The sequence below is a fragment of the Devosia sp. genome (assembly GCF_017744655.1).
GTDB lineage: Bacteria > Pseudomonadota > Alphaproteobacteria > Rhizobiales > Devosiaceae > Devosia.
Window position 1 is genome coordinate 221,944 of record NZ_JAGIAW010000002.1, and the last position, 26,328, is coordinate 248,271.

General features: G+C 63.2%; 24 protein-coding genes. 6 read left to right on the forward strand and 18 right to left on the reverse strand.

The window, feature by feature from the left end:
* Positions 1–20: 20 nt before the first annotated feature.
* A complete protein-coding gene (locus tag J7557_RS06995) occupies positions 21–1,607 on the reverse strand; it encodes an ABC transporter substrate-binding protein (RefSeq protein ID WP_291418708.1) in 1,587 nt (528 codons plus the stop codon).
* Between the two features lie 120 nt (positions 1,608–1,727).
* Between J7557_RS06995 and J7557_RS07000 the strand changes: the two genes are divergently transcribed.
* Both J7557_RS07000 and J7557_RS07005 read left to right on the forward strand, forming a co-directional pair.
* Complete coding sequence (locus tag J7557_RS07000) at positions 1,728–2,726, forward strand: ABC transporter ATP-binding protein (protein ID WP_291418710.1); 999 nt, start codon at positions 1,728–1,730, stop codon at positions 2,724–2,726.
* Positions 2,716–3,702, forward strand: coding sequence for an ABC transporter ATP-binding protein (locus tag J7557_RS07005; protein ID WP_291418712.1), 987 nt, complete (start codon positions 2,716–2,718; stop codon positions 3,700–3,702). The genes J7557_RS07000 and J7557_RS07005 overlap by 11 nt, the downstream gene beginning before the upstream one ends.
* 55 nt (positions 3,703–3,757) lie before the next feature.
* Here the strand turns inward: J7557_RS07005 and J7557_RS07010 are convergent, their stop codons facing one another.
* From J7557_RS07010 to J7557_RS07025, 4 genes are read right to left on the reverse strand one after another with little or no spacing between them, the layout of a single operon-like run.
* Positions 3,758–5,119, reverse strand: a complete 1,362-nt coding sequence (locus J7557_RS07010; protein WP_291418714.1) for a M20/M25/M40 family metallo-hydrolase — start codon at positions 5,117–5,119, stop codon at positions 3,758–3,760.
* Positions 5,116–7,146 carry a hydantoinase/oxoprolinase family protein gene (locus J7557_RS07015; protein WP_291418716.1) on the reverse strand — a complete coding sequence of 677 codons (2,031 nt, stop codon included), beginning with the start codon at positions 7,144–7,146 and terminating at the stop codon, positions 5,116–5,118. The genes J7557_RS07010 and J7557_RS07015 overlap by 4 nt, the downstream gene beginning before the upstream one ends.
* Before the next feature lies 1 nt (position 7,147).
* Positions 7,148–8,977, reverse strand: a complete 1,830-nt coding sequence (locus tag J7557_RS07020) for a hydantoinase B/oxoprolinase family protein (RefSeq protein WP_291418718.1) — start codon at positions 8,975–8,977, stop codon at positions 7,148–7,150.
* Positions 8,978–9,029: 52 nt separating this feature from the next.
* Positions 9,030–9,749 carry a GntR family transcriptional regulator gene (locus J7557_RS07025; RefSeq protein ID WP_291418719.1) on the reverse strand — a complete coding sequence of 240 codons (720 nt, stop codon included), beginning with the start codon at positions 9,747–9,749 and terminating at the stop codon, positions 9,030–9,032.
* A gap of 200 nt (positions 9,750–9,949) precedes the next feature.
* Between J7557_RS07025 and J7557_RS07030 the strand changes: the two genes are divergently transcribed.
* Both J7557_RS07030 and J7557_RS07035 read left to right on the forward strand, forming a co-directional pair.
* Positions 9,950–11,674, forward strand: a complete 1,725-nt coding sequence (locus tag J7557_RS07030; RefSeq protein ID WP_291418720.1) for a M28 family peptidase — start codon at positions 9,950–9,952, stop codon at positions 11,672–11,674.
* Between the two features lie 131 nt (positions 11,675–11,805).
* Complete coding sequence (locus J7557_RS07035; RefSeq protein ID WP_291418721.1) at positions 11,806–12,831, forward strand: aldo/keto reductase; 1,026 nt, start codon at positions 11,806–11,808, stop codon at positions 12,829–12,831.
* 55 nt (positions 12,832–12,886) lie between these two features.
* On the opposite strand, the gene J7557_RS07040 is transcribed toward J7557_RS07035, so the two are convergent.
* Positions 12,887–13,663: a class I SAM-dependent methyltransferase gene (locus J7557_RS07040; protein WP_291418723.1), complete on the reverse strand. Its 777-nt coding sequence runs from the start codon at positions 13,661–13,663 to the stop codon at positions 12,887–12,889.
* Between the two features lie 100 nt (positions 13,664–13,763).
* Between J7557_RS07040 and J7557_RS07045 the strand changes: the two genes are divergently transcribed.
* Complete coding sequence (locus J7557_RS07045) at positions 13,764–14,648, forward strand: LysR substrate-binding domain-containing protein (protein WP_291418724.1); 885 nt, start codon at positions 13,764–13,766, stop codon at positions 14,646–14,648.
* Here the strand turns inward: J7557_RS07045 and J7557_RS07050 are convergent.
* On the reverse strand, positions 14,628–15,050 hold the full coding sequence (locus J7557_RS07050) for an NUDIX domain-containing protein (protein WP_291418726.1): 423 nt from the start codon (positions 15,048–15,050) through the stop codon (positions 14,628–14,630). The genes J7557_RS07045 and J7557_RS07050 overlap by 21 nt on opposite strands.
* 36 nt (positions 15,051–15,086) lie before the next feature.
* Between J7557_RS07050 and J7557_RS07055 the strand changes: the two genes are divergently transcribed.
* A complete protein-coding gene (locus tag J7557_RS07055; protein ID WP_291418728.1) occupies positions 15,087–15,293 on the forward strand; it encodes a molybdopterin-binding protein in 207 nt (68 codons plus the stop codon).
* Positions 15,294–15,353: 60 nt separating this feature from the next.
* On the opposite strand, the gene J7557_RS07060 is transcribed toward J7557_RS07055, so the two are convergent.
* The 11 genes from J7557_RS07060 to nadA form a co-directional block, all read right to left on the reverse strand.
* Entirely contained in the window at positions 15,354–16,148 is a 795-nt protein-coding gene (locus J7557_RS07060; RefSeq protein WP_291418730.1) for a sugar isomerase domain-containing protein, read from the reverse strand.
* 19 nt (positions 16,149–16,167) lie between these two features.
* Positions 16,168–16,917 (reverse strand): GntR family transcriptional regulator, encoded by a 750-nt coding sequence (locus tag J7557_RS07065; protein ID WP_291418732.1) that lies wholly within the window; start codon positions 16,915–16,917, stop codon positions 16,168–16,170.
* Complete coding sequence (locus J7557_RS07070) at positions 16,917–17,789, reverse strand: ROK family protein (protein ID WP_291418734.1); 873 nt, start codon at positions 17,787–17,789, stop codon at positions 16,917–16,919. Before J7557_RS07070 ends, J7557_RS07065 begins: the two co-directional genes overlap by 1 nt.
* The gene (locus J7557_RS07075; protein ID WP_291418969.1) at positions 17,786–18,634 is read right to left on the reverse strand and encodes a carbohydrate ABC transporter permease; all 849 of its coding nucleotides are present in this window, start codon (positions 18,632–18,634) and stop codon (positions 17,786–17,788) included. The genes J7557_RS07070 and J7557_RS07075 overlap by 4 nt, the downstream gene beginning before the upstream one ends.
* Before the next feature lie 5 nt (positions 18,635–18,639).
* Positions 18,640–19,533, reverse strand: a complete 894-nt coding sequence (locus J7557_RS07080; RefSeq protein ID WP_291418736.1) for a carbohydrate ABC transporter permease — start codon at positions 19,531–19,533, stop codon at positions 18,640–18,642.
* 66 nt (positions 19,534–19,599) lie between these two features.
* A complete protein-coding gene (locus J7557_RS07085) occupies positions 19,600–20,889 on the reverse strand; it encodes an ABC transporter substrate-binding protein (RefSeq protein WP_291418738.1) in 1,290 nt (429 codons plus the stop codon).
* A gap of 219 nt (positions 20,890–21,108) precedes the next feature.
* Complete coding sequence (gene panC / locus J7557_RS07090) at positions 21,109–21,957, reverse strand: pantoate--beta-alanine ligase (RefSeq protein WP_291418739.1); 849 nt, start codon at positions 21,955–21,957, stop codon at positions 21,109–21,111.
* A 20-nt stretch (positions 21,958–21,977) separates the two neighbouring features.
* Positions 21,978–22,790, reverse strand: coding sequence for a 3-methyl-2-oxobutanoate hydroxymethyltransferase (panB, locus tag J7557_RS07095; RefSeq protein ID WP_291418741.1), 813 nt, complete (start codon positions 22,788–22,790; stop codon positions 21,978–21,980).
* A 92-nt stretch (positions 22,791–22,882) separates the two neighbouring features.
* A complete protein-coding gene (nadC, locus tag J7557_RS07100) occupies positions 22,883–23,752 on the reverse strand; it encodes a carboxylating nicotinate-nucleotide diphosphorylase (RefSeq protein ID WP_291418743.1) in 870 nt (289 codons plus the stop codon).
* Positions 23,749–25,299 carry an L-aspartate oxidase gene (locus J7557_RS07105; protein WP_291418745.1) on the reverse strand — a complete coding sequence of 517 codons (1,551 nt, stop codon included), beginning with the start codon at positions 25,297–25,299 and terminating at the stop codon, positions 23,749–23,751. The genes nadC and J7557_RS07105 overlap by 4 nt, the downstream gene beginning before the upstream one ends.
* 10 nt (positions 25,300–25,309) lie before the next feature.
* On the reverse strand, positions 25,310–26,275 hold the full coding sequence (gene nadA, locus J7557_RS07110) for a quinolinate synthase NadA (protein WP_291418747.1): 966 nt from the start codon (positions 26,273–26,275) through the stop codon (positions 25,310–25,312).
* Positions 26,276–26,328 lie beyond the last annotated feature (53 nt).

Genomic DNA, 26,328 nt, shown 5'->3' on the forward strand with positions numbered 1-26,328 from the left:
GTTATCAGGTCTCTACTGGATCAGTTCTTGGGCTTGACCGAAGCCAGCGACAGCGGATTGACCAGCGAGAGCAGGTCGGAAGGCTGGATCACGAAACCTTCCCACTTGTCGCTGTTATAGGCGAACTGGAAGGTCTGGTAGTAGAGCACGTTGTCGTAGACCTTTTCCGAGATCAGCTTTGCAGCTGCCTGGACAGGAACCTTGACGGCTTCCGGCGTGGTTGCAGCCTGGGCTTCGTCGATCAGCTTTTCGAGGTCGGGGTCCGAGATCGAAGCGTAGTTGATGAAGCCGCCGGTGCGGTAGGCAAGGCCGAGATAGGCGGCCGGCTCTTCCATCACCGCCCAGTTGCCGGCGTAGATGTCAAAGTCCTTCTCGCGGCCACGGGCCAGGTACGTGTTGCGCTCGAGACCGGTCAGGTTGATCTTGATGCCGGCCTTGGCAGCGCCGTCTTTCATGATCTGGGCCCAGTTGGCGATATCTGCCGCGCTCTGTTCGTAAAGGAGATCGAATTCGATCCCGTCGAAGAAGCCGTCGCCATTGGCGTCGGTATAGCCGGCATCGGTCAGGATCTTCTTGGAAAGCTCCGGATCGAAGGCATATTCCTTAGCTTCCGGATCGGCCCAGTAGCTCAGGACCGGCGACACGGCCGAGGAATTGGTCGAGGTTGCAAGGCCCTGCATGGCGATGGTGCGGATGGCTTCGTAGTCCACGGCATGAGCCAAAGCCTGGCGCACTTCGAGCTTGGAGAGCACTTCGTCGGTCATGTTGTAGAGCACGTGCGACCAGCCGAGCGATGGCGCCTGGGCGATCGTAATGCCCGGCTGACCCTGCAGCGTGCGGGCAATCGGGGCCGGCAGCGAGTTGGCGATGAGATCGAGGTCACCGGCGCGGAGGGCGAGGGCCTGGGCGTTCACATCGGGGAACACGCGGAATTCGACTTCATCGACGGTCGCCTTGCCCGCTTCAACGAGCGGGTAATTGTCGACGGCGGTCAGCAGGTAGTTCTGGCCGGCATTGACTTCGGTCAGGATGAAGGGACCAGCGCTCACCCAATCCTTGTCATTGGCGAAGGCTGCGACCTGGCCGACTTCGGGGAAGGCGTGCTTGGGAACGATCGGCATCCAGAAGCCGATATTGGTCAGGAAGGTCGAGTCCGGACGGCTGAGCGTGAATTCGACGCGGGTCGGCGACACTGCCGTGGCGCTGACGAAGGAAGGAATGAGGCCTGCCGTCACGCCGATCTTTTCGGTGGTGACTGCGGTGACGGTGAAGACGATGTCGTCAGCCGTGAAGGGCGTGCCGTCGTTCCAGGTCATGTCGCCGCGGATGTCCATCCAGGCGGTCAGGCCGTCCTCGGAATAGCCCCATTCGGTGGCGACGTAGGGATCCTTGGAGCCCTTGTCCGTCATCTGCATCAGACGCGGATACATCAGGTTCGTGACCCAGGTATCCGAACGGCTATTGCCGACGAGCGGGTTGAAATTGACGACGTCGGCGGTGGTGCCGATGACGATACGGCTGGCTGCGTCCTGCGCTGAAGCAGGGCTCAGGCTGGCCATCCCCATGGCCATAACGACCCCGCCCATCAGGACGGAACGACGGGTCAAAGCATTCCTAACATTGCGGATCATCATGGTCTCGCTGTTGAATTGGCACCCAAGTGTTGCGATGCGCTCAAAGCCGTGTCAAGGATTGTCGTACAATTTCTGAGCGAGGTAGTGTCACTGATGACGAAACAGGCAGACGAGCGCCCAGTGCTTTCGGTGTCAGGGCTCGATGTCAGCTTCAGCACCATGCGCGGTGACGTGAAAGCGGTCAGCGATGTGTCGTTTGACCTCAAGCGCGGCGAAGTGCTGGCGCTGGTTGGAGAATCCGGCTCGGGAAAATCGGTTTCGACCCGTGCCGTGATGGGCATTGTCCGCGGTAATGCGACGATCAATGCGCGGCGCATGGAGCTGGCGGGGCATGACCTGCTGACTGCTGACGAGGAGCAGAAACGCAAGCTGCGCGGGCGTGTGATTAGCCTGGTGTTCCAGGATGCGCTCTCGGCGCTCAACCCGGTTCTGTCGATCGGCGACCAGCTTGGCGAGCTTTATCGCACCCATCTCAACGTCTCGAAAAAGGAGGCGCGGGAGCGCTCGATCGAGCTGTTGCGCTCGGTGCATCTGGCCTCGGCCGACAAGCGCATCGACGACTATCCGCACCAGTTTTCCGGCGGCATGCGGCAGCGCATTCTCATCGCCTCGGCCATTGCGCTGAAGCCCGAAGTGCTGATTGCAGACGAGCCGACGACGGCGCTTGATGTAACCGTCCAGGCCCAGATTCTGGACCTTTTGGACGAGCTGCGCGACGAATTGGGCATGGCCATCCTGCTCATTACCCACGACCTTGGCGTCGTGGCGCGCATGGCTGAAAGAGTGGCCGTGATGTATGCCGGGCGGCTGGTGGAAACCGGTAGTGTCGACGACATTTTCCGGGCGCCTTCGCACCCCTATACGGCTGCGTTGATGGCTTCGGCGCCACGGATCGAGACGGTGGAAAAGCTCGAGCCGATCAAGGGTTCGCCACCCAATCTGATTGCGCCACCACCGGGCTGCGCCTTCAATCCGCGCTGCACGCATCTGGGCGAATTGTGCACCAAGGTTCGCCCGGAACTTATCGGAGATCTTCCGGGGCGTAGCCGCGCCTGTCACTATCCGCTGGTGGAGACCGCCCATGTCGGCTGAACCGATCCTTGAAGCCCGTGGCCTCTCCAAGACTTTTCGTGCCGGTGGCGCCGTGTTCGGCAAGCCGTTCCAGGCTGTTAAAGACGTTAGTTTGGCCGTTATGCCGGGTGAAACGCTGGCCGTTGTGGGCGAGTCTGGCTGTGGCAAGTCCACTTTGGCGCGCATGCTGGTGGGGCTGGAAACGCCCGACGAAGGCGAAATCCTCTTCCGTGGCGCTCCGATCAAGCGGGATCGCGCACTGCGCCGGCAAGTGCAGATGGTGTTTCAGGACCCCTATCTGTCGCTCAATCCGCGCCGCACCGTGCTCGATATCGTGGCCGAACCGCTCGACGTGCATGGGCTCGCCAAGGGCGCGGCGCGCACTGCACGGGTTGAAGAACTTTTGACGGCAGTGGGTCTCGATCCCGCCGCGTCGAGCCGTTTTCCACATGAATTTTCAGGCGGGCAGCGTCAGCGTATCGGTATTGCCCGTGCATTGGCGGCCGAGCCCTCGGTTCTGGTCTGCGACGAGCCGGTTTCGGCGCTCGACGTGTCGGTTCAGGCGCAGGTGGTGAACCTGCTGATCGACCTGCAGAAGCGACTCGGCATTGCGATCATCTTCATTGCCCACGATCTCGCCGTGGTGCGCGCCATCTCCCATCGGGTGATGGTGATGTATCTCGGCCGTGCGGTTGAAGAGGGCGGTGCCGATCGTGTGCTGGTGACGCCAAATCACCCCTATACCGTGGCACTGCGTGGCTCGGCCCTGGAGCCTGATCCTGCGCGGGCCCGTCTCGCGCGTGGCAAGGCGACGCGTGGCGAGCCACCCAATCCGGTCAATCCGCCGCCCGGTTGCCGGTTTAATCCGCGCTGCCCGCGGGTGACGGACGAGTGCCGCACGAATGAGCCGCAAATGAAGCGGCATACCGATGCGGCGGGCCTCAGCGGAGTTGCCTGCTACCATCCAGTGCAAGAAGCGGAAGCACTCAGCGCCTAGAAAACAGAAAAGGCGGCCGGAGCGATCCGGCTGCCTTTTTCATGCGTGAAATGGTTCAGACCCGGCCGAGCCGGTCGAGAAGCGCGGCGCCGGTGCGGATGCCTTTGAGGAACAGGTCGATTTCCATGTTCTCGTTGGGCGCGTGGTTGGCTTCGTCGGCATTGGCATAGGGCATGACGAACGCCGGGACGCCGAGCACCTTGGTGAAGACATAGTCTGGGAGGCTGCCGCCGGCCGATGGATAGACCAGCGGCTGCTCGTTGCGGGCTTCGACAATGGCTTCCTGGATGAGCTTGCCCCAGGGATCGTCCAGCGGCGTGCGTGAGGGCAGCATGGAGCCATAGGTGATCACTTCCACTTCGGGCGCATGCTTGGCGACGTGGGCTTTGACGCAGGCATAGACGTGTTCGGGCGTCATGGCTTCGACGAGGCGGATGTCGCATTTGGCGACGGCCTCGCAGGGGAGGACCGACTTGGTGCCCGGCCCGCCATAGCCGCCGTGAAGGCCATTGATGGTCAGCGTCGGATGGAACATCAACCGGTCCCAGAACGGACGATCGGCGGGTTCATCGAGACGCGTCAGGCCCATATTGGCCATGTATTCCGCCAGATCGAGCGGCAGCGCCTTGGTCGCGGCGATATCGGCTTCGGTCGGCGGAATGATCTGGTCGTGAAGGCCATCGATGGTGATGCGGCCATCGGGTGTCTTCATGGTCGAAAGCAGATGCACCAGCGTCCAGATGGCGTTGGGCATGACGCCGCCATAGTTGCCCGAATGGGCATCGCGGGCAGCGGTGCGGACGCGCAGCTCGAACGAGGTCATGCCGCGCACGCCATAGGTCAGCGTCGAATTGCCGGATTCGTGCAGGGGACCATCGGCGGTGACCACGAAGTCGGCCTTGAGCCGATCCTTATAGTCCCTGACAAAGTCGGCGATCTGCGGCGAGCCGATCTCTTCCTCGCCTTCGAGGAGGAAGATCACGTTGCAGGGCAAGGTGCCATGCACCTTGAGGTGCGCCTCGATGGCCATGATCTGCGCAAAGTGCTGGCCCTTGTTGTCGCCAACGCCGCGGGCATAGATGCGCCCGTTGCGAATGGTCGGCTCGAAGGGCGGGCTTTCCCACAATTCCAGCGGATCGGGCGGCTGCACGTCGTAGTGGCCGTAGAGCAGCACCGTGGGCTTTGCCGGATCGACATTGTAGCGGGCGAGGACGAAGGGATGGCCCTTGGTCGGGATCGCCTCGACTTCCATGCCTAGGTCGCCCAGCATTTTCACGAGAAGTTCTGAGACTTCGCGGATGCCGATATTGTGGGCGCTGATGGATGGGTTGCGCACATAGTCGATCAGGCGGGCGATATATTCGTCGTGCCGGGCTTCGATATGGGAGAAGACCGGGCTCAGCGTGGGCGAGGTCATGCTGCTTCCTTGGTGAGGATGATACCGCCCGAGGCATGCACCTTGCCCTGCCAGCCGGCGGCGACGAAGGTCGTGGTGTCGAGCTGGGTCAGGATGACGGGACCGGCAAAGGTCGCACCGGCGCCGAGTTTTGCGCGATCGAGAACGGGTACATCGACCTGCTTGCCATTGATGCTGACGGCCGTGTGTTCTTCCGGCGCCGGCGTTGTGCCGGGCGCGAGTTCCACAGCGGGCGGCACGGCGGCAAGGCCCCTCGCATGAACGCGCAGGGTGACGAGTTCGATCTGCGCGCCGAGATTGAAGCCGTAGAGCGCCTTGTGGGCGGTCTGGAAATTGGCTTCGACTTCAGCACGATTGGCGGCATAGGCGACGGCGATTTCGCCACCCTGTCCCGCATAGCGCATCAGCGCCACGCGTTCGATGACACGGGCTTCGGCGCCAACATCTTCCTCATCGAGCCAGGCTTTTGCCTGCTCTTCGAGTTCGGCAATGATCGGCTCGGTCGCCGTCGGGTCCATGGCGCCGGGAATGGCCATGGCGCGAGAGAATTCCGACTTGAGATCGGCGGCGAGGAGGCCATCAGCGCAGAGCACGCCGGGGGCAGGGGTAATCAACACCCTCTTGATACCGAGAAGATCCGCGAGGGCGCAGCCATGAAGGGGGCCGGCGCCGCCAAAGGGCACGAGGGTGAAATCACGCGGATCGTGGCCGCGTTCGACCGAGACGACGCGCATGGCGCCGACCATGTGGTTGTCGGCAATGGCGAGAATGCCGCGGGCGGCGGTTTCGAGATCGAGCCCGAGTGGTTCGGCAATGGTCATCACCGCGCGCTTGGCCGCTTCGACATCGAGCACCATGCTGCCGCCGAGGAGGCGGGCCGGCAACTGGCCGAGGGCGACATGGGCGTCGGTGACGGTCGGCTCGGTGCCACCATGGCCGTAGCAGGCCGGACCCGGACGGGCGCCGGCGCTTTCGGGGCCGACAGTAAGAGCGCCGTCCTTGATGCGGGCGAGCGAGCCGCCGCCAGCGCCGATGGTGATCATGTCGACCATGGGTAGGGCCAGCGGCCATTCGCCGACCGCGCCGTGCTGAGTGAGGCCGATCTGGCCGCCCTTGATGAGGCAGATATCGGCCGACGTGCCGCCGATATCATTGGTGATGATGTCTTCGATGCCGCAGGCGGCAGCCGCGGCGCGGGCGCCGACGACGCCGGCAGCGGGGCCGGAAAGAGCGGTGAGGGCCGGGGCGACGCGGATTTTCGGGGCGCCGGCAACGCCGCCATTGGATTGCATCAGCATCAACGGCGGGGTTGCGCCCTCGTCGTCGAGGCGTTTTTCGAGGTTTTTCACATAGGTGGTGACGCCCGGCATGACCGTGGCGTTGAGCACGGTGGTGAGGCTGCGCTCATATTCGCGCACCACGGGCAGCACGTCGCTGGAGACGGTGACGGCGAGACCCGGCAGTTCCTCACGCAGGATTTCGGCGACGCGCCGCTCATGCGCCGGATTGGCATAGGCATGGATGAGGCAGACGGCGACGGCCTGCACGTTCATGCCTCGGATCTTTTCGGCGGCGGCGCGAACGGTCGCTTCATCGAGCGCTTCGAGCACGGCGCCGCCAGCAGCGATGCGTTCGTCGATCTCGACAATGCGGCTCGATGGCACCGGGGGAACCGGCTTGACCCAGGTATAGAGGTTCGCCTTGCGCGGAATGTCCTGACGGCCGATCGCCAGCACGTGGCGGAAGCCGCGCGTGGTGACGAGCGCAGTGCGCGCGCCCTTGCCTTCAAGGATCATATTGGTGGCAACGGTCGTGCCGTGCAGCACCTGATCTAGATCGGCAGCCGAAGCACCGGCCTGCTGCAGGGCAAGGCGGATGCCGTTGAGGAAGGCTTCCGATGGATCGGAAGGGATGGATGGAGTCTTGGCGCGCCAGGAGCGGCCGGCGCCGTCGACCAGCGCGACGTCGGTAAAGGTGCCACCGATATCAACGGCAACGGCGAGATTGGTTGGGTTTTCCGTGGCCATATCAGGCGAGCTCATCGATATAGGTATTGCGGTGGAAGGGTTTGATGGCCGGACGGTCGGCGCGCAGCTTTGCTGTGGCTTCGACGTCGAGCTGATCGTCTGAAATCATGACGCCATAGAAGGTTTTTGCTGCTTCAGCGGTGACGAAACCGCCGCGGACGTCTTCGAGCACGCGTTCGGCCGGGCGATCATAGGGGTGGCCCATGCCGCCGCCGCCGCCGGTGCGGATGCGCAGGATATCGCCCTTCTTGAGGGCGGTGCCGTCCGAGAGCGGCGGGATCTTGCGCTCTTCGGGCGTGCCGGGATTGACGACGATTGAGCCGCCGCCGCCGGACATGCCGCCGGCATAGCCCCAGGGTGGGTTCTTGACGCCGTCGATGCGGATGGCGAGGAGCGCTTCATCGGCGAGGATTTCATATTCGCGGATGATGCCGGTGCCGCCACGGAAGCGGCCGGGGCCGCCGGAATCGGGCACGACGCCATATTGGCGCAGGCGGATCGGATAGCCGCCTTCGAGGAATTCGACGGGATAGTTTTCCTGCGCCACGAAATAGACCGCGTCGATGCCATCGGCAAAGTCGCGGGCGCCATAGCCGACGCCGATGCCGTCAGCGAGGAGGAACGGCTTTGGCGTGCCGGTTTCTTTGCCGAAGGTTCCGCGCATGATGGTGACGACATAGGCCGAATGCGCCGCCGGGGCGCCACCCTTGCCGCGGTTGACGAGGCCGTTGAGCACGGCAAGCATGCGCATCATGGTGAGGCCACGCATGCCGAGCGGAGCGGGGAAACGCGGCTGGACGATGGAGCCTTCGCGCAGGCGCACTTCATCGATGGCGAGCGGGCCACCGGCATTGACCACCTGGCTGGGGTCGCCGCCGAGGAAATAGAGCCCCAGCGCCATGCCGGGCACGCCCTTGTTCATGATCAGGTTGACCGGGCCGGGCGCCTGGTCGTCGCTTTCGGTCGCATCGAAAATGAAGCGATCTTCGCCATTGGCGCCCTTTTCGCGGGTGATGGCGAAGCGCAGGCTGAACGGACCATTGCCGTGGCCGTCGCTGTCGATCTGGTCGGAGAACTTGTAGGTGCCGTAATCAAAAGTTTCGGCGAGGCGGCGGCGCACGAGGGTGCGCGTGCGGTCGAGGAGTTGGGCGAGAGCGTCGGAAACCGTATCGGCGCCGTGGCGTGCGACGACTTCGGCAACGCGAGTGACGCCGAGCTTCACCGAGGCCATGAGCGCGGACATGTCGCCTTCGCTCTGGGCCGGGAAGCGCGAATTGCGGTGGAAGATGGCGAGGGTTGCTTCGTTGACGACGCCGGCATCGATCAGCTTGGTCGGCGGGATGATGATGCCTTCCTGATAGATGGAGGTAGCATCGGGGCTGATCGAGCCGGGGTGCAGGCCGCCGATATCGGCAAAGTGGGCCCAGCTCATCACGAAGGCGCAGAGGCGGGTGCCATGGAAGACCGGCGCCAGCAGCACCTGGTCGTTCGAATGGGTCACGGCGCCCTTCGAGCCATAGCAGTCATTGTACCAGTAGAGATCGCCCGGCTTCATGGTTTCGCGCGGAAAATGCTCGAAGACTGGCGAGGTGAGATCACCGAAGATCGGGACCATCGAACCCACAGCCATGACGCCGCGCTCGTCGAAGAGGGCAGTATAAAAGTCTTTCTTTTCGCGGATGAAGGCGGAAATGGCCGTGCGCTCGATCAGCGCTTCCATTTCGCGCTGGGTGGCCATGATCGCCCCGCGGATGATCTCCAACGTCACCGGATCGCAAATGGGGGCAGTATCCGGCGCCAGGGCCGGCATGGCGGATGAGAGCGGTGTCATCAAAAGCCTTCCAGAGAGAAAAGAAGAGAAAGTATCGGGAGCGTGCGCGGCACTATTCATCCCGGTCCATATGGCGGAGCACGGCGTCGGCGGAGCGACGCACATAGATCCGAGTGGCTCGCTCGGCGGCGGCGATGTCGCGGGCGGTGATGCCAGCGATAATGGCGCGCACGCCCTCCATGCCGGTTTCGAGCTGGCCCGGCTCGTCCATGGCGTAGATGCGGAGCATGTTGACGCGCGAGCGGAGCTGATCGAGCATTTCAGCAGCGATCTGGTTATCCGCGACATCGGTCATGAAGCGCAGGAATTTCGACATGGTTTCTGCCATGCCAACCTTGTCGCCGTTCGAACCGGCTTCGAGGAGCCGACGGCCGAAATCCTGGGCTGCGGCAATATCTTCGTCCGTGGCGCAGGCAAGAAAGCTGCGCACGGTGATGGCTTCAAGCTCGGTGCGGATTTCGTAGATTTCGTGGACGTGTTTTCGCGTCAGCCGGGCAACGCGGAGGCCACTGTGCGGGATGACATTGACCAGCTTTTCCGCTTCGAGCCGGCGCGCGACTTCGCGCACCACAGTGCGGCTGATGCCGAAGGCTTCGCAGAGTTCGCGTTCGGTCAGGCGTGTATCCGGAGCGATGCGACCTTCCATGATGGCGGTGCGGACGGAATCAAAAACCCGATCGCGGGCGAGCTGGCGCGTTTGCGTGCTCTCCTCCGCCAGCTCATCGGCCATGTGCGATGCATCAACCTGAAAGATTCTACGCAAGTCGCTCATTAGTATCGGTCGCCCCAAGGGAAAATGGGTGGGTCATCCTGCATTTGGCCGTCTTGGTCAAATCGGTGCGACGGCGTGTTGGAATGACTGTAACGAGGGTGTTTCGCAAAGCCTAGCGGAAAATTGTCGTACAATCCGGATTGTCGTACAATTTATCTTGGGGCATCGTGGGCCGTCACTTTTTGTAGAGAGGGTTCAGCATGCTCGACACGGCCATCAAAAACGCCATCGCCCAGGTCAATGCCGACGCGGCATGGCCACTGGTGGAAGCCTTTTCCACCATGCCGCGCTGGAAGCCGGAAGACGTCGAAGCCTCAGCCCACGACATCGCACGGCGCCTTGGAGAGCTTGGCGTCCCGGTCGAAATGCTCGAAGCCTCGCTCTATCTCTCCATTCCATATGAGGCATCGGTCGAAGCCAATGGCAAGACCTATGCCTCCAAGCCTCCCGCCTATTCGCTGAGCTGCCCGGAAGGCATGAGCGGCGTGCTGCACCATGTGCCGGGAGCACTAGCCGCCAGCGTCGGCAGCTTTTACGAGAAGAACCGGGACGAAGCCGCGGCCGCCGAAGAGCGTATTCGCGGCAAGATCGTGCTGACGGATGGCTTTGCCTCGCCCAACAAGGTGCTCGAATTTCAGGAGAAGGGCGCTATCGGCGTTATCGCCGTCAATCCGGGCGTCGACCGGCACTGGGGTATCTGTTCGTCGGTCTGGGGTTCGCCCGATCTCGATGGTCTGCCGCGCAAGCCGGTGATCCCGGTTGCCGTCGTCAACAATCCCGACGGACAGGAACTGATCGCGCTGGCCAAGGCTGGTGGTAGCGTCACCATCAAGACCCGGCTCGAAGAGGGCTGGTTCAAGTCCATCGTGCCGGTGGTCAATGTGCCCGGCACGGTCGAGCCGGAAAAGTTCGTGCTGCTCGCCGGGCACTACGACAGTTGGGACGTGGGCGTAGGCGACAATGCCACCGGCGACGCCGCCATGCTCGAAATCGCTCGCGTGCTCTGGCACAACCGTGGCGATCTCCGCCGCTCGGTGCGCATCGCCTGGTGGCCGGGCCACTCTACTGGCCGCTATGCCGGCTCGGCCTGGTATGCCGATGCCTTCGCGCTCGATCTCGACGAGAACTGCGTCGCCCAGGTCAATTGCGACAGCCCTGGCTGCCGTTGGGCCGACGTCTATGAAAATGTCGCGGTGATGAGCGAGGCCAATGGCCTTTGCACCGATGTCATCCGCGAGGTTGCTGATCTGCCGTTCCATGGCGAACGTCCGCTGCGCGCCGGCGACTATTCCTTCAACAATATCGGGCTTTCGAGCTTCTTCATGCTGTCTTCGACCATGACAGTCGAGAAGCGCAAGGAGATGAACTATTACACGGTCGGCGGTTGCGGCGGGAACATTGCCTGGCACACCGAAAACGATCTGATGGACATTGCCGACCGCGACATTCTCATTCGCGACATCAAGGTCTATCTCGCCGGCATCATGGCGGTGGCCAATGCACCGGTCTTGCCGTTTGACTGGCGCGAGACCTCAGCCGAGTTCAAAGCCACATTGGAAAAATACCAGAAGGCGGCGGGTGCCGATGCCGCCTTGCTCGATCCCGTCGCTTCTGAACTTGCCGGCCTAAGCGCTTCGCTCGACGCTTTCTATGCCGGTATTGCGGACGGCACGGTGGCAGAGGCCCGGGCCAATGCGGCGATCCAGCAGCTCGCCCGCATCCTCGTGCCGCTCAACTATACGCGTGGCCCACGCTTTACCCACGATCCAGCCCTGCCGGTGCCTGGGCTCCCCACGCTTTCCGTGGCGAGCGAGCTTGGGACGCATGGGCCGGAAACCATCGGTTTTGCCCGTACCCAGCTTATGCGTGGTGCCAATCGTACCGCTGCGGCGCTGCGCCAGGCCGCGCGCCTGCTGGCAATCTGAAGCAAGGACTTGGCTGGGCATGCGCCCGGCCAAGTCTATTTGTTGCCACGGCTGGGCAGGATGGGGCAGCCGTTGTAAATGGTTCGTCCCTTGTCGGCCCTGAGGCCCGACCTACCACTCCTGGACGTATCATGACCTATCGCGCTGCCCCCGGTCGCTACGAGACCATGCAATATCGCCATGCCGGTCGCTCCGGCCTGAAACTGCCCATCATCAGCCTCGGCCTCTGGCAGAATTTTGGTGGCGCGCGGGACTATCCTTCGGCCTTCGAAATGCTCGGTGCCGCCTTCGATGCAGGGATCACCCACTTCGATCTCGCCAATAATTACGGTCCACCTCCCGGCTCAGCCGAAGAATTGTTCGGGCAGGTGATGGCACGCGATTTCAGGCCCTATCGCGATGAGCTGATCATTTCGTCCAAGGCCGGCTATCAGATGTGGGACGGCCCCTATGGCGAATGGGGGAGCCGCAAGAATCTAATCGCTTCCGCCGATCAGTCGCTGAAGCGCCTCGGCCTCGACTATGTCGACGTCTTCTATTCGCACCGCTTCGATCCCAAGACGCCGCTCGAAGAAACCATGGGCGCGCTGGCAACGCTCGTCGCTCAAGGCAAGACGCTCTATGTCGGCATTTCCAATTATCCGGAAGCCGAGACGCGCGCGGCCCATGCCATTCTTAGAAATCTCGGCGTGCCCTGCATCCTGCATCAGCCGAGCTATTCCATCCTCAATCGCTGGATCGAGGACGACAAGACGGTCGATGCCTGCGGCGAATTGGGCATCGGCATGATCGCCTTTTCACCCCTGGCGCAGGGCGTGCTGTCGGGCAAATACAATAGCGGCGATACCGAAGGTGCTCGCGGCACGAGCAACAATCCGTTCCTCAAGGCCGACCGGATCAAGCCCGAAACGCTCGATGCCGTGGGCAAGCTTGCGGCTATCGCCAGGGCGCGCGGCCAGACCCTGCCGCAAATGGCACTAGCCTGGGTGCTGCGCCGGCCCGAACTGACCTCGGCGCTCATCGGCATCCGGACCCTGGGGCAATTGCAGGACAATCTCGGTGTGCTCAACAATCTGAGCTTTGCGACGGAAGAAATCGCCGCCATCGATGCAGCGACGGCCAATGGACTGACGCCGGGGCATCCCCGCTGGTGGTAAAACGCCACTGGTGTGTCCGCGAGCCTGGGCTTTTGGACACACCGCATGGTCGACATCACGGCCGCCCCACGAGAAGGCGAAGCGAGCCTTCGAAGAAGGGCTGTGAGCGCAACTGGCCATGCTGGCGGTCCCATCGGCCCGATTGCAGGTCGTCCGAAAGGTGTTTTGCGAAGCGCTCGCCTACGGATGGATCGACAAAACTCCAGGCCGAATTGGCGAGGCGGGCGCCGGGATCGAGGAGGCTTTCGGGCCGGCCGTAATAGGCTTCGCTGAAACCATCGGTGCAGGCGAGCGGGATGGGCACTGGCAGGATGTCGACGGAGCCGCCGAGGCCCGCGGCGATCGCATCCATGGATGGATAGCGGCTGGCTTCGACGGAGATCGCTTCGGGCGCATAGTCATTGAGCCAGAAGGTGTCGAGCCGCGCGGGATCACATGTCAGGACTAAAACGGGACCGCTGGTGACGCGGCGCATTTCGGCGAGGCCGGCCTGGAGGTCCTTCCACTGGTGCACGGTGAATGTCGCCATGCTGGCGTCGAACGTACCATCGGCAAAGGGCAGGTTTTCGGCGGCGCCGTCGATCGCCTGGCTCAGATGCGCCGGACGCTGGGCGCGCATGGATTCGGAGGGTTCGACGGCCGTTACCTCTCTGTCAGTGGGTTCATAGGAACCGGCGCCGGCACCGACATTGAGCACTGTGCGGGCATTGCCGAGAGCCTTGAGAATGAAACCGGCGATATGTGGATCGGGCTGGCGATAGCGGCGGTAATTCGTGCCGATGACGCCGTAATTGGCGTCGCCGGCGCTGCCATCCTGGTGGCGGGCTGACATGGGCTTGTTTCCTTTCGTCACAATGTGCCTGAAGGAAAGCATTGGTTTTGGCGGTTGGAAAACGATAAGTCTGAACAGTCGATGTTCGGAAAATGCACAAATGCGTCGTCTGCCATCTCTCAATGCGCTCAGGGCTTTCGAAGCCGCCGGCCGGCATGGCCGCATGACGCTGGCGGCCGAAGAACTGCATGTGACGCACAGCGCCATCAGCCGGCAGGTGCAGCATCTGGAAGATCTTTTGGGCGTGGCGCTGTTTGCCGGTCCGAAGAACAGGATGCAGCTTACTGGGGCAGGGGCGACCCTGCTGGCGGGGCTAAGTCTTGCCTTCGATCAGATGGATCTGGCGGTGCGCTCGGTGGCGGATACGGCGGAGGGGCCGCTCGATGTGTCGTGCCCCGGCACTTTCACCATGCGCTGGCTGATCCCGCGGCTCTATCGGTTCAGCGATACCTATCCCGATATCGAAGTGCGGTTGTCAGCATCGAGCCAGGCGGTCGATTTTCAGCGCGATGCCTTCGATGTCGCCATTCGGGCGGCGCCCGGGTCCTGGCCCTTGGATGCCGAGGTCATCGAGCTTTTTCCCGAGCGGATCGGGCCGGTGATTTCGCCAAAACTCTATGATCGACATGGCGGAAATCTCGAAAAATTCACGCTGCTGCATACGCGCAGCCGACGGCATGCCTGGCAGGTCTGGGGAAGCCAGGCCGGGGCGGCGGTGACGGACGAAGAGGGCGTCGAATATGAGCATTTTTACTTCATGATCGAGGCCGCGCTGTCGGGGTTGGGCATCTGCATTGCGCCCTGGCCGATGGTATCAGACGATCTTGCCTCCGGCCGGTTGGTCGCGCCCTATGGCTTCGTAGGCAGTGGCCAGAGCTATGTCGTCGTCCGGCGCAATCGGCAGCATCGCAAGTCGCAGTTCTTTTGCGATTGGTTGGTGGAAGAGGCGCGGCAGTTCGAGAGCCTAGCCCTGCCGTCGGCGTAAGAGGGCAGGGAGGATATGGTCGCTGGTAAGGAGAGCGAGGGCGATGTCGCCTGGTGCCTCGGGATCGATCCAGCGCAGCTCTTCGATTTCGGCCTGAACGGCAAGGTGCTCATTGCTGCGGCACCAGAACACGTCGGCGAAGACCCGCGCATTAGGCTCATTGGCGGCGGTGGCGGAGAAGCGGCCGAGCGGTTCGAGGGGGCCTTTGAGGCGAGCGCCAAGCTCCTCTTCCACTTCGCGCAGGACCGCATCGGCCGCGGCTTCACCCGGTTCGAGCTTTCCGCCCGGCTGCATGAAGGTCGAGGTGCCGCGCTTGCGGACCAGCGCGATCTTGCCGTCGGCCCGTTCGATGACGCAGGCAGCGATGTGGATTTCCCGCCGTGGGTTTTCGACCTGTGGCATCGGGTCTATCTATCTTCTTAAAATGGAGGTGTGCCTATGAAGATCAGTGCCCGGAACCAGCTCAAGGGTAAAGTCGTGGAAGTGGTGAAGGGCGCGACCACGGCTCATGTCCGCATCGACATTGGCGGCTCGGTCGTGACGGCCTCCATCACCAATCAGGCGGTCGACGAGCTGGGGCTTGAGGTTGGCAGAGAGGCCTATGCGGTCGTCAAGGCGTCCGATGTCATGGTGGCCGTGGACTGAGGACCCTTTCGCACGAGCAGGTGAGCCTGCTCGTGCCTTTTGCTGCCCTTTTGGCGGGGCTCAGCCTTCGTTGGCCATTGTTTTCTTGAACTGGGCCAGATGCTTGGACTGCGCGTCGATCATCTTTTCGCGGTACTGGCCATAGATGATGTCGGTGTCGTGCAGGGTGACGCCCGGAATGGTGGGCGAAGCGAAGACCGGCAGCTCGATACCCTTGTCGGCAAGCTTCTGCGCCGTCCGCGACACCAGTTCGTGCATCATGATCATGGCAAGGACGGTCGAGGAACCCGAAACCGGACGACTCCAGCCCTTGATGTCGACGATGGCGTCTTCCACCGGCGCGCCGGTGTCGATGACGATGTCGGAAGCATGCGGCAGGCGTTTTCCGGAGCTATGGGTCGCCGGCTTGCTGGCATTGGATTTGGCCGTGATGGCGATCACGGTGAGGCCTCGTTCCTTAGCGTAGAGGGCAGTGTCGATGCCCGAGGCATTGCTGCCCGAATGGCCGAAGATGACGATGGTGTCGCCGGGATTGAGCGGCTGATGATCGAGGAACTTTTCGGCATATTTTTCGGTGCGTTCGAGCCAAAGCAGTTCACGCACGCCGCCAGCGCCCAGAATATTGTGCCACATGACGCGCGGGTCGGTCAGCGGATTGAAGCCGAGGTAGGAACCGTAGCGCGGGTAGGTTTCCTGCACGGGCAGAACGGAGTGGCCCGAGCCGTAGAGATGGACGAGGCCGCCATTGGCGAGGGTCTCGCTCATGGCCTTGGACGCGGCTTCGAATGCGGCTTCGTTTTCGCCGGCAGTTTTCTCGGCGATGGCCGCGAGCTTGGAAATGTAGAGAGTGGACATGGGGTCTGGCCTTTCAAAACTAGACGTAAAGGGTTGAGCGGATTTCGTAGCGGTCGGCCCGCATGGTGGAGACCGCAAATTCAAAGGGGCTGCGTTGGTCGAAGGTGATGCGCTCGACCTCGAAGGCCGGGGTGCCGACGGGCAGTTCGAGATCGGCGGCATCGCCTGATGCGACGGCGCCGACGCGATAGACTTCCTTGGCCTTGACCGGGACAATGCCGGCATTGTCCTTGAGCCAGCGATAGAGCGAGGTTACGTCCGAGGCGTATTCAAAGAGGCCGGGCACACGGGCGGACGGCAGGTGCGTGGTCTGGATGCCGATGGGCTGGCCATTGCCGAGACGCAGGCGGCGGAGCTGCACGACGCTGTCGCCCTCGGCGATTTCGAGTGCCTCGGCAATTTCGCTTGTCGCGGAAATGACCTGCGCGAGGAGGAGGCGCGTGCCCGGCGAAACGGCAAGGGTCTGCATTTCATCGGTGAAACTGGTGAGGCCGCGGACGCCGGCCACCATGGTTGCGGAGCGCACGAAAGTGCCGCGGCCATGCTCACGGCGGAGCATGCCGGCCTCTTCGAGATTCCGTAGCGCATGACGCAGGGTGATGCGGGAAATGCCGAGCATTTCGCAGAGGCGATCCTCATTGGGGATTTGCAGGCCCGGAGCCCATTCGCCCTGGTCGATGAGGTCGCGCAGCGCCATTTCCGCCTGGTGCCATAGCGGTTCCGGACGGCGCCGGTCGGGGCGCACCAGGCCCGCAGGTTCGTCGCTCATTATGTCCTCCTCCAGTTCCGGCCGAGTGCCCCGGCATAGGCTGCGCCGACCAGCCCGGCCCGGGCGCCGTGCTGCGCCGGCAACAGGGCAACGCCGCGCAGGTGTGGCGGCAGACGCCGGTCGACGGTTTTCCGCAGCAGCGGTTCGATGACGTCAAAAGCCTCGGCGACGCCGCCGGCGATGATGATGGCAGCCGGATCGAGCAGCGCAACGGCCGAGCCAGCGGCTGCGCCCAGCGCATCCATGGGCCGGGCCAGCAGCGCGAATGCTGCGGTATCGCCGGAGCGAGCGGCAGCGATGAGATCATGGCCTCTAGCGAGGCCGACTGTTTGTGCCAACTGATCAAGCGCCCTTCCGGCCGCCTGACGTTCGAGCCAGCCGCTGACATCTTCGCCTGGGTCAGCGAGATCGGCGGTGGCCCAGCCGAATGAACAGGCGCCGCCGGCGTGACCGGCAATGATCGTGCCGGAGGCGAGTACGGCCGAGCCGATGCCGGTGCCGATGGCGAGGAGGACAGCATCAGAAAGCCCTTTCGCAGCGCCGGCACGAACTTCGGCGAGAAGGCTCAATTGCGCGTCATTGCCGAGACCGATGGAGATGCCGGGCAGAGCTTGAGCGAGATCGAGCCCGTCGAGATAAGGCAGGTTCGGCACCCAGCGGCAGACCGTGCCTTGGGCGAGGCCTGGTATGCCTAAGCCAAGAGCGCTGGCCTTATGCTTGGCGAGCAGGGCGCGAACGAGATCCAGAAAGTCAGCGCACGATTGGGGCGCGGCGACATCTTCGACAAGCGTCACGTTGGCCGGGTCGGCGCTATCGGCAAGACCAATGCGGCAGCGCGTGCCGCCGAGATCGATGGCAAGAACCGCGCTCATCCCTTCACCCCCGTGGCGACGATGGAATCGACGAAAAAGCGCTGGAGGAAGACGAAGAGGATGACCGGCGGCAGCACGGCGAGGGTCGCCCCGGCCATGACGAGGCCGGTATTCATGGCGCCGCGATTGTAGCTCAGGAGCCGGCTGAGCGAGATGACGATGGGATATTGATCCGTATTGCCCTGCAACACGGTCAGCGGCCAGAGATAGCTGTTCCAGTGGTAGACGAAGGCGAAGAGAGTCAGTGCCGCGATGGCTGGGAGGACCGAGGGCGCAACGATCTTGAAAAGGATCAGGAACTCGGAGGCGCCATCCACGCGGGCGGCATCGATGAGGTCGTCGGGCACGCCCTTTATATACTGGCGCATGAGGAAAATGCCGAAGGCATTGGCGAGATTGGGCACGACCACACCAAGCAGATTGGCATTGAGCCCGAGATAGCCGGTGAGCCGATAGAGCGGGATCAGCGTCACGATGGGCGGCAGGAACATGGTGGCGATCAGGACCGCAAAGAGCCAATCGCGCCCCTTGAAGCGATATTTGGCAAAGGCATAGCCGGCCATGAGGCTGGTGACCACGATGGCAACGGTGGTCACGATGGCAATGAAAGCCGAATTGACGAAGGAGCGGCCAAGGTTGACGACGTCGGCAACCTCGGTAAAGGCGTCGAGACTGGGCGAGCCGGGCCACCAGACGGGCGGCACCTGCATGCTTTCTTCGGGCGTCTTAAGGCTCGACAGCACCATCCAGACCAGCGGGAAGGCGGCGGCCACGGCAATGGCGAGGATGACGAGGGTCAGGGCGGTGCGCCGCCAGGTGCGGGGATGGCGCCTATAGGGTCGCATAGCGCTCATCGTTGTTCTCCCCGGTCGCGCAACAGGGTGAACAAGAGGACGATCACCACGATCAGCGACAGCATGAGCGTGACGGCCATGGCCGAGCCGAGCCCGCCCTGGGCGCGTTCAATGCCGACGCGGCGGATATGGTAGGTCATGACATTGGTGGAATTGACCGGGCCGCCCTGGGTGATCAGCGCCACAGGTTCGAACACCTGCACGGCATTGATGACGGCGATCACGGCCGAGAACAGCAAGGTATTGCGCAGGAGCGGCAGCGTTATCCTCCAGAACTGCATCCAGGCTGAGGCACCATCGACCAGCGCGGCTTCATAGAGCGAGCGCGGAATTTGCGTCAGGCCGGCGACGGCGAGCACGGTGAAATAGCCCACCTGCTGCCAGACATTGAGGATGACAATGGAGACCAGCGCCGTCCTTGGCGAGGAGAGCCAAGTCTGCGGCGGGACGCCGACCCAGCCGAGCATCTGGTTGATCGGCCCTTCGGTCGGCGAATAGAGCTTTGACCAGACGAGCGCCACGGCGATCATCGGCACCATGTAGCTTGAAAAGAGCACGGTGCGCAGCAGGATGCCGCCGGAGGCAAAGGTCTGGTGAACGAGAAGGCCGAGCATTACGGAGAGCGGCAGGATCAGTGCCACCGAGAGCGCGGTATAGATCGCGGTATTGCCAAAGGCGGCACGGAAGTCGCGGCCGATGGATGTCGGCCCCAGGAGGTCGGCAAAATTGGCAAGACCCACGAAGCTGGCGGTTTCAAAACCCGTTTGCGTCGACCATTGCGTGAATGAGAGGCCAATGGTCAGCACCATGGGCACGAGGACGAAAATGGCAATGAGCCCCGTGGCGGGCGCGAGCATGCCGATGGTCGAGCGGGTCTGGCGGCCTGTCATCCGGAAAATCTGCCTGGGGTAGGAAATGCGGGCGGGGCATGCGGCCCCGCCCGCCTAAATGGATGACTATTTGGCGTTGCGTTCGAGGATTTCCGTGGCGTCTGCCTGGGCATTGGCCTGGGCATCGGCGGCGGTCACCTGGCCGAACTGCAGCGCTTCAAGCGTCTGCTGCAGGGATTCGGAGAATTCCTGGCCGCCCAGCACCACCGGGAAGGGTTTTGCGTCGGACAGGGTTTCCGTATAGCCGAGGAGGAACGGATCGCTCGAAAGACGGTCGCCAAAGGCGGCAACGTCCGAAGTCCGCGAGGGCAGGATACCCATGGACATCAGGATATCGCCCATGGCAGAGGCGCCGTTTTCGCCTGAATCCGGCCCATTGAGCCAGGAGAGGAATTTCCAGGCGGCTTCCTGTTCTTCGGGCGCTGCCTGGGCGTTGACCACGGTCATCCAGGAGTAGGAAATCGAGCGCGCCGTGTCGCCCGAGGGGCCGACCGGAATGGGCGCGGTGGCGATATCGGCAAAGGCATCGCCCATGCCGGCCTTGAGGGCGGATTCCCACCAATTGGCCATGATGATCATGCCGGTCTTGCCCGAGACAAAATTGTCGAGGAAAGGCCCGGTTGTATTGGCGTCGGCTGTCGCCATGGCAGGGTCGGAAAAGCCCGAGGTGACGAGCTTTTCATAAAGCTCGAAGGTTTCCTTGGCCGCCTGGCTATCGAGCACCGGCTTGCCATCGACGATCAGGTCGCCGCCATTGGACACGAGCAGCGAGGCAAAGGGATGCAGCACGCCCGCGGCCCAGGAATTGATCAGCCCAAAACCCTGCTGGCCCTTTGAGGCATCGGTCAGCTTTTCGGCAGCGGCGAGGAACTCGTCCCAGGTTTTGGGCGCCTCGGCAATGCCGGCTTCCTCGAAGAGGCGCTTGTTGTAGTTGAGCGCATAGACGTCGATTTCATTGGGAATCCCATAGAGCGAACCGCCGACCGAGGCGGCGCTGACGACGCCAGTCGGCCAATTGGCTGTAGTATCGCTGGCAACGGCTTCTGGCGCGGCGCTGACGAGGCTATCGCGCACCAAGTCCGGCAGCCAGGCATCATAAATGCCGGCAATGGTCGCGCCACCGGCGCCGCCGCCCGAAGTGCGGAGCGTCGTCAGCAGATCGCCAAAGGGCACGGCGCGGACGGTGATGGTGTCGCCGGCATTGGCGGCTTCATATTTATCGATGGCGGCGTCGAGCAGCGCCACCGTATCCGGCCCCCAATGCGTCAGAAACGAAATCTCGGCTGCCTGCGTCCCCACGCTCGTCGCCATCAGCGCGCCGATTGTGGCCAGGTGCCATCCCTTGCATGCTTTCATTGTCGTTCTCCCATCCTCATGCCAGCGGCTTCTCCAAACCGCTGCACGAAGTAGTGTTATGACGTTATAACGACTCTTGCAAGGCGAAGTTGCGGATTGGGCACGCATGGCCGAAGCGGCAGGGACGCGAGGGGTATTTTGCAGGGAGGGGGGAGCAGGCGGCCATGCTATGGCTAGGGCAGCGGCACCCCTGAGGGAAGTGCCGCGCCGGGCACGAGCTCAGGCCCCGAGGGTAAAATTGTCGATCAGGCGCGTATTGCCGAGATAGGCCGCCAGGGCGAGGAGGCAACCGTCGGCGCCGATTGTCCTAAGCGGAGCGAGACTCCCGCGGTCACGGACTTCCCAATATTGAACCTCGATACCAGGTTCTTGGGCCAAGATGGCACGGCCGATGGTTTCCAGCTTTGCGGCATCGCGCTCGCCGGACTCGTAGGCCTCTGAGGCGGCAAGGAGGCTCTGATAGAGCAGCGAGGCAATGGCGCGTTGGGCGGGGTCGAGATAGACGTTGCGCGAACTCATCGCCAATCCGTCCTCTTCCCGCACAATGGCGCCGCGGACGATTTCGACGGGGACGTTGAGATCGCGCACCATGCGCTCGATCACGGCGCATTGCTGCGCATCCTTCTGCCCAAAGAAGGCAAAGTGCGGCTGGGTCAGGTTGAAAAGTTTTAGCACCACCGTGGCGACGCCGCGGAAATGGCCGGGGCGCAGGGCGCCGCAGAGGGGCAGGGAGACCGCCTCTTCGACAACATAAGTGGAGTTGTCGGCGGGATAGACTTCGGTGTGTTCGGGCAGGAACAGTGCATCGACGCCGGCTGCCTCGAGCAGGGCAATATCCCTCTCGATCGGCCGGGGATAGCGCGCGAGGTCTTCCTTGGGCCCGAACTGCAGAGGATTGACGAAAATGCTGGCAATGACCGTGTCGCAATGCGTGCGGGCGAGGTCCATGAGGCTGATATGACCCTCATGGAGGGCACCCATGGTGGGCACGAGGCCAAGCTGGGTGCCGGCCGGCAGCGCATTGCGCCAGGCCCGCAATTCGGAAATCGTGCGAAGGATCTTTGTCATCAAGGGGTGGTCCAGATAGGTCAGGCGGCGCCGGCGCGCTTTTGCAGGGCCGAGGCCTTGGTTTCGGCGACATAGTCGGCGACGGCCGTCCGCACCAGCCCGGCGGCATCCGCCCGTGGCTTGGCAAAGCTCGGGGCAGGGCGTGTGTTCAGCCCGATGAGGTCGTTGATCACCAGCACTTGGCCGGCGCAGCCAGGGCCGGAGCCGATGCCGATGGTGGGGATGGTTAGTTCATTCGTGATCGCGGTGGCGACGTCGGGGACGATACATTCGAGCACGATGGCAAAGGCACCGGCTTCTTCGAGGGCGCGGGCTTCTTGCGAGAGACGTTCGGCGGATTCTGCCGCCTTTCCATGGGTGTAATAGCCACCCAATTGGTGGACGGCCTGGGGCATGAGCCCGATATGGGCCATGACGGGGATGCCGTAGTCGGTCAGCCGCTTGATGACGGGCACCATAGGCAGGCCGCCTTCGATCTTGACCGCCTGCACACCCGAATGCTGGAGAATGTCCACTGCGCTGCGAAGTGCGGTTTCCGGATCGGTGGTCGTGCCGAAGGGCATGTCGCAGACCACGAGTGCGCGTTCGGTGCTGCGCGCGACGGCCGCCGCATGGCGGATCATGTCGGCAAGGGTCACTTTCAGCGTAGTTTCGTGGCCGAGCACGACATTGCCGAGGCTGTCGCCGACAAGGATAATGTCCACGCCGGATTGATCGACCAGGGTCGCCATGACGCTGTCATAGGCGGTCAGCATGGCGATGGGTTCGGCGCGCTGGCGCAGGCGACCGATATCGCGTGTGGTCAATCGCTTGGTTGCTGACGGGACTGACATCGTGGTCTCCACGGCTAATCTTCGAACCTGCGCCCTTGGACGCGACGCGTTGATACTCGGACATCAACGCCTATCCCAGCCCTATATAGGTATTAGGGGGCCGCTATGTCCAAACCGAGGTCGAGAATGGGCGCGCTATGGGTGAGCCAGCCGGCCGAAATGATGTCGACGCCCGTCGCGGCTATGGCCGGCGCGGTCTTGGCGGTGATGCGGCCGGAGGCTTCCTTGATGGCGCTTTTGCCGGTGCGGCGCACGGCTTCTGTCAGGGTCGGAATGTCCATGTTGTCGAGGAGCACGGCGTCGACGCCGACGGACAGGGCTTCGTCGAGTTGCTCGAGCCGATCGACTTCCACCTCGATTTTGACCAGATGGCCCGCTGCGGCGCGGGCGCGTTCGATGGCGGTGCGCACGCCGCCGGCTATGGCGATGTGATTGTCCTTGATCAGGATGGCATCATCGAGCCCGAAGCGGTGATTGGCTCCGCCCCCGGCCCGCACGGCAGCCTTTTCGAGCGCCCGCAGGCCGGGCGTGGTTTTGCGCGTGCAGGCGATCCTGGCGTGGCCATGGGGGCGCACGGCTTCGACGAGGTCAGCAGTCGCGGTGGCGATGCCGGAGAGGCGGCAAAGGAGATTGAGCGCGACGCGTTCAGCGCCGAGAATGGCGCGGGCGGGGCCGGAGACGGTTAGGACAGTGTCGCCGGAAGCAACTCTGCTGCCATCGGGCCGATGCACGGAAATCGCGATGGAGGTGTCCATGAGAGCGAAGGCGAGGGCGGCAAGATCCACGCCGCTGACCACGCCGGGGTCACGGGCGACGATGGCGCAATTGGCCGTGGCTTCGATGGGGATGACGGCATCGCTGGTGATGTCGCCGGTGCGGCCGAAATCTTCGAGCAGGGCCGCGCGAACGATCGGCTCGTTGATGAGGCGCGGCAGGGTCAGGGACGAAAAAGTCTCGTTCATGCAAAGGGTTCCATGGCTTCGATCCGGCTTTCAGCCAGTTCCCTGGCGCTGTTGAGGGCTTCCATCAGCGTTATTTCGGTGTGGCGGGGAGTGTTCGACGTCCGGGGATGATCGGCCCGCTGATGTGCGCCGCGGCTTTCGTGGCGGCGCTCGGCCGAAACGGCGATGAGCAGAGCTGTGAGTGTTGCGTCCGGCGCGTTCTCGTTCAGGGCGAACCAGAAGTTCCGTATGACGCGTTGCAGGCCTGCGGCATCGCGGACCACGCCGACGTCGCAATCCATCTGCCGACGCAAATTGGCCGGGGCTTGTCCCATGGATGGGGTTCTTCGATTTGGCTCCAGGCGCGTTGCCTCAGCGGCAGCGCTGCCCTTGATGTCCTCGGCAATCCAGGCGGATTGAACTGCGGCTTCGAGAAGCGAATTGCTGGCGAGCCGATTGGCACCATGGAGGCCCGTGGAGGCGACTTCGCCACAGGCCCAGAGGCCCGGCACGGTCGTTCGTCCGGAGGCATCCACCTTGACGCCGCCCATATGGTAGTGCGCGGCCGGTCTGATTGGGATGGGCTGTTTGGCCGGGTCGAGGCCGGCCGATGCACAGAGAGCGGAAAAGCCAGGGAAGCGCGTATGGACCGCTTGGCCGAGGGTGGGGCGGGTATCGAGGAAGATTTGTTCCCCGGCGACAATCTGCCCGAAGACGGCATTGGCGACGATATCGCGCGGCGCCAGTTCGGCGCCGGGCACGGTTTCCATGAATCGCTCGCAGCTTGCATTGACGAGAATAGCGCCTTCGCCGCGCAAGGCTTCGGTGGCCAGCGGCATCGGGTCCTGGCCGATGGCGATGGCGGTCGGATGGAACTGCACGAATTCAAGGTCGCGCAACACCGCGCCCGCACGGGCGGCAAGGGCGAGGCCCGTGCCGATGGCGGTGACGGGATTGGTCGTGTGAGTGTAGAGGCCGCCGACACCGCCGGTCGCCAGCACCACGCCGCGGCCGGGCAGAAGCTCTGCGTCGCATGCCTGCCGTCCGCCAGCGGGCAGATAGGTGACCCCACCAACATCGCCATTTGCAGTTATGGCCAGGTCGAGCACTCTTCCTTGGAGAAGGGTGATCGATGGTGTGTTGCGCACGGCCTCGATGAGACCGTCGATGACGCGCCGGCCTGTCCGGTCACCGCCGGCATGGACGATGCGGCGGCGCGAATGGGCGGCCTCGAGGCCAAGGGCGATTTCGGCTCCGTCGCTCGCGCGATCAAATCCGATGCCCTGTTCCAAGAGCCAGGCGATGGCGGCTGGGCCCGCTTCGGTAATGCGTTGGGTCATCGCCGGATCGCCGAGCCCGGCGGCAGCGGCGAGCGCATCATCGGTGTGAAGCTGCGGGGTATCGTCGTGGCCGATTGCAGCGGCAATGCCTCCCTGCGCGAGGGCCGTAGCCGCATTGGTGCCGAGCGGAGAGGCGGTGATCAGGACAACCGGGAGCGGTGCGAGGCGCAGGGCTGTGGCGAGGCCGGCTATGCCGCCACCAATGACGATGACTGGATTCTGGCGCATATCGATGGCCTCAGACGACCGCCAACATGCGCTCGACCGCGGCGCGTGCCCGGTCGGCCAGGAGCGGATCGATATGGACCTCGTGCTGCTCTTCTTCGAGCGCCGCGCGAATATTGCCCAGGGTGATGCGCTTCATATGCGGGCAGAGATTGCACGGTTTTACGAATTCGACGTCGCGGAACTGCTGGGCGAGGTTGTCGCCCATGGAGCATTCGGTCACGAGCGCCACGCGCTGCGGGCGCTTGTCGGCGACAAAGTCAGCCATCATCGCTGTGGAGCCGGAGAAATCGGCTTCGGCAACCACTTCGGGCGGGCATTCGGGATGGGTCATCACGGTGACGCCGGGATAACTTTCGCGCACGGCGCGGATGTCATCGGGCGTGAAGAGTTCATGCACTTCGCAATGGCCGGCCCAGGTGATCACTTCGATTTCGGGTGCCTGCGCCGCGATATTGCGGGCCAAAAATTCGTCGGGCAGCATGATGACGCGATCGACGCCCAGCGATCGGACGATCTTCAGCGCATTGCCCGACGTGCAGCAGATATCGGACTCGGCCTTCACGGCGGCCGAGGTGTTCACATAGGTGATGACAGGCACGCCGGGGTGGCGGCGGCGCAGTTCGCGCACGTCTGCCGCAGTGATGGATTCCGCGAGCGAGCAGCCGGCGCGGCTATCGGGAATGAAGACGCGCTTGTCCGGATTGAGCAGTTTCGAGGTCTCGGCCATGAAGTGCACGCCGGCCATGACGATGATATCGGCATCGGTCGCCGCGGCTTCGCGCGCCAGGGCGAGACTGTCGCCGACGATATCGGCGACCGTGTGGAAGATTTCCGGGGCTTGGTAATTGTGAGCGAGAATGGTGGCGTTCTTCTCGCGCTTGAGACGCAGGATCGCCTCGACATCGACGGCCAGAAGCGGCCATTCGAAGGCAGGCACATGGTGCCGCACCCGCTCATAGACGAGGGGTAATGGCATGATGCCAGAAGTGGATTCCGAGACCTGCAACGCACTACCTCCAAATATACTCA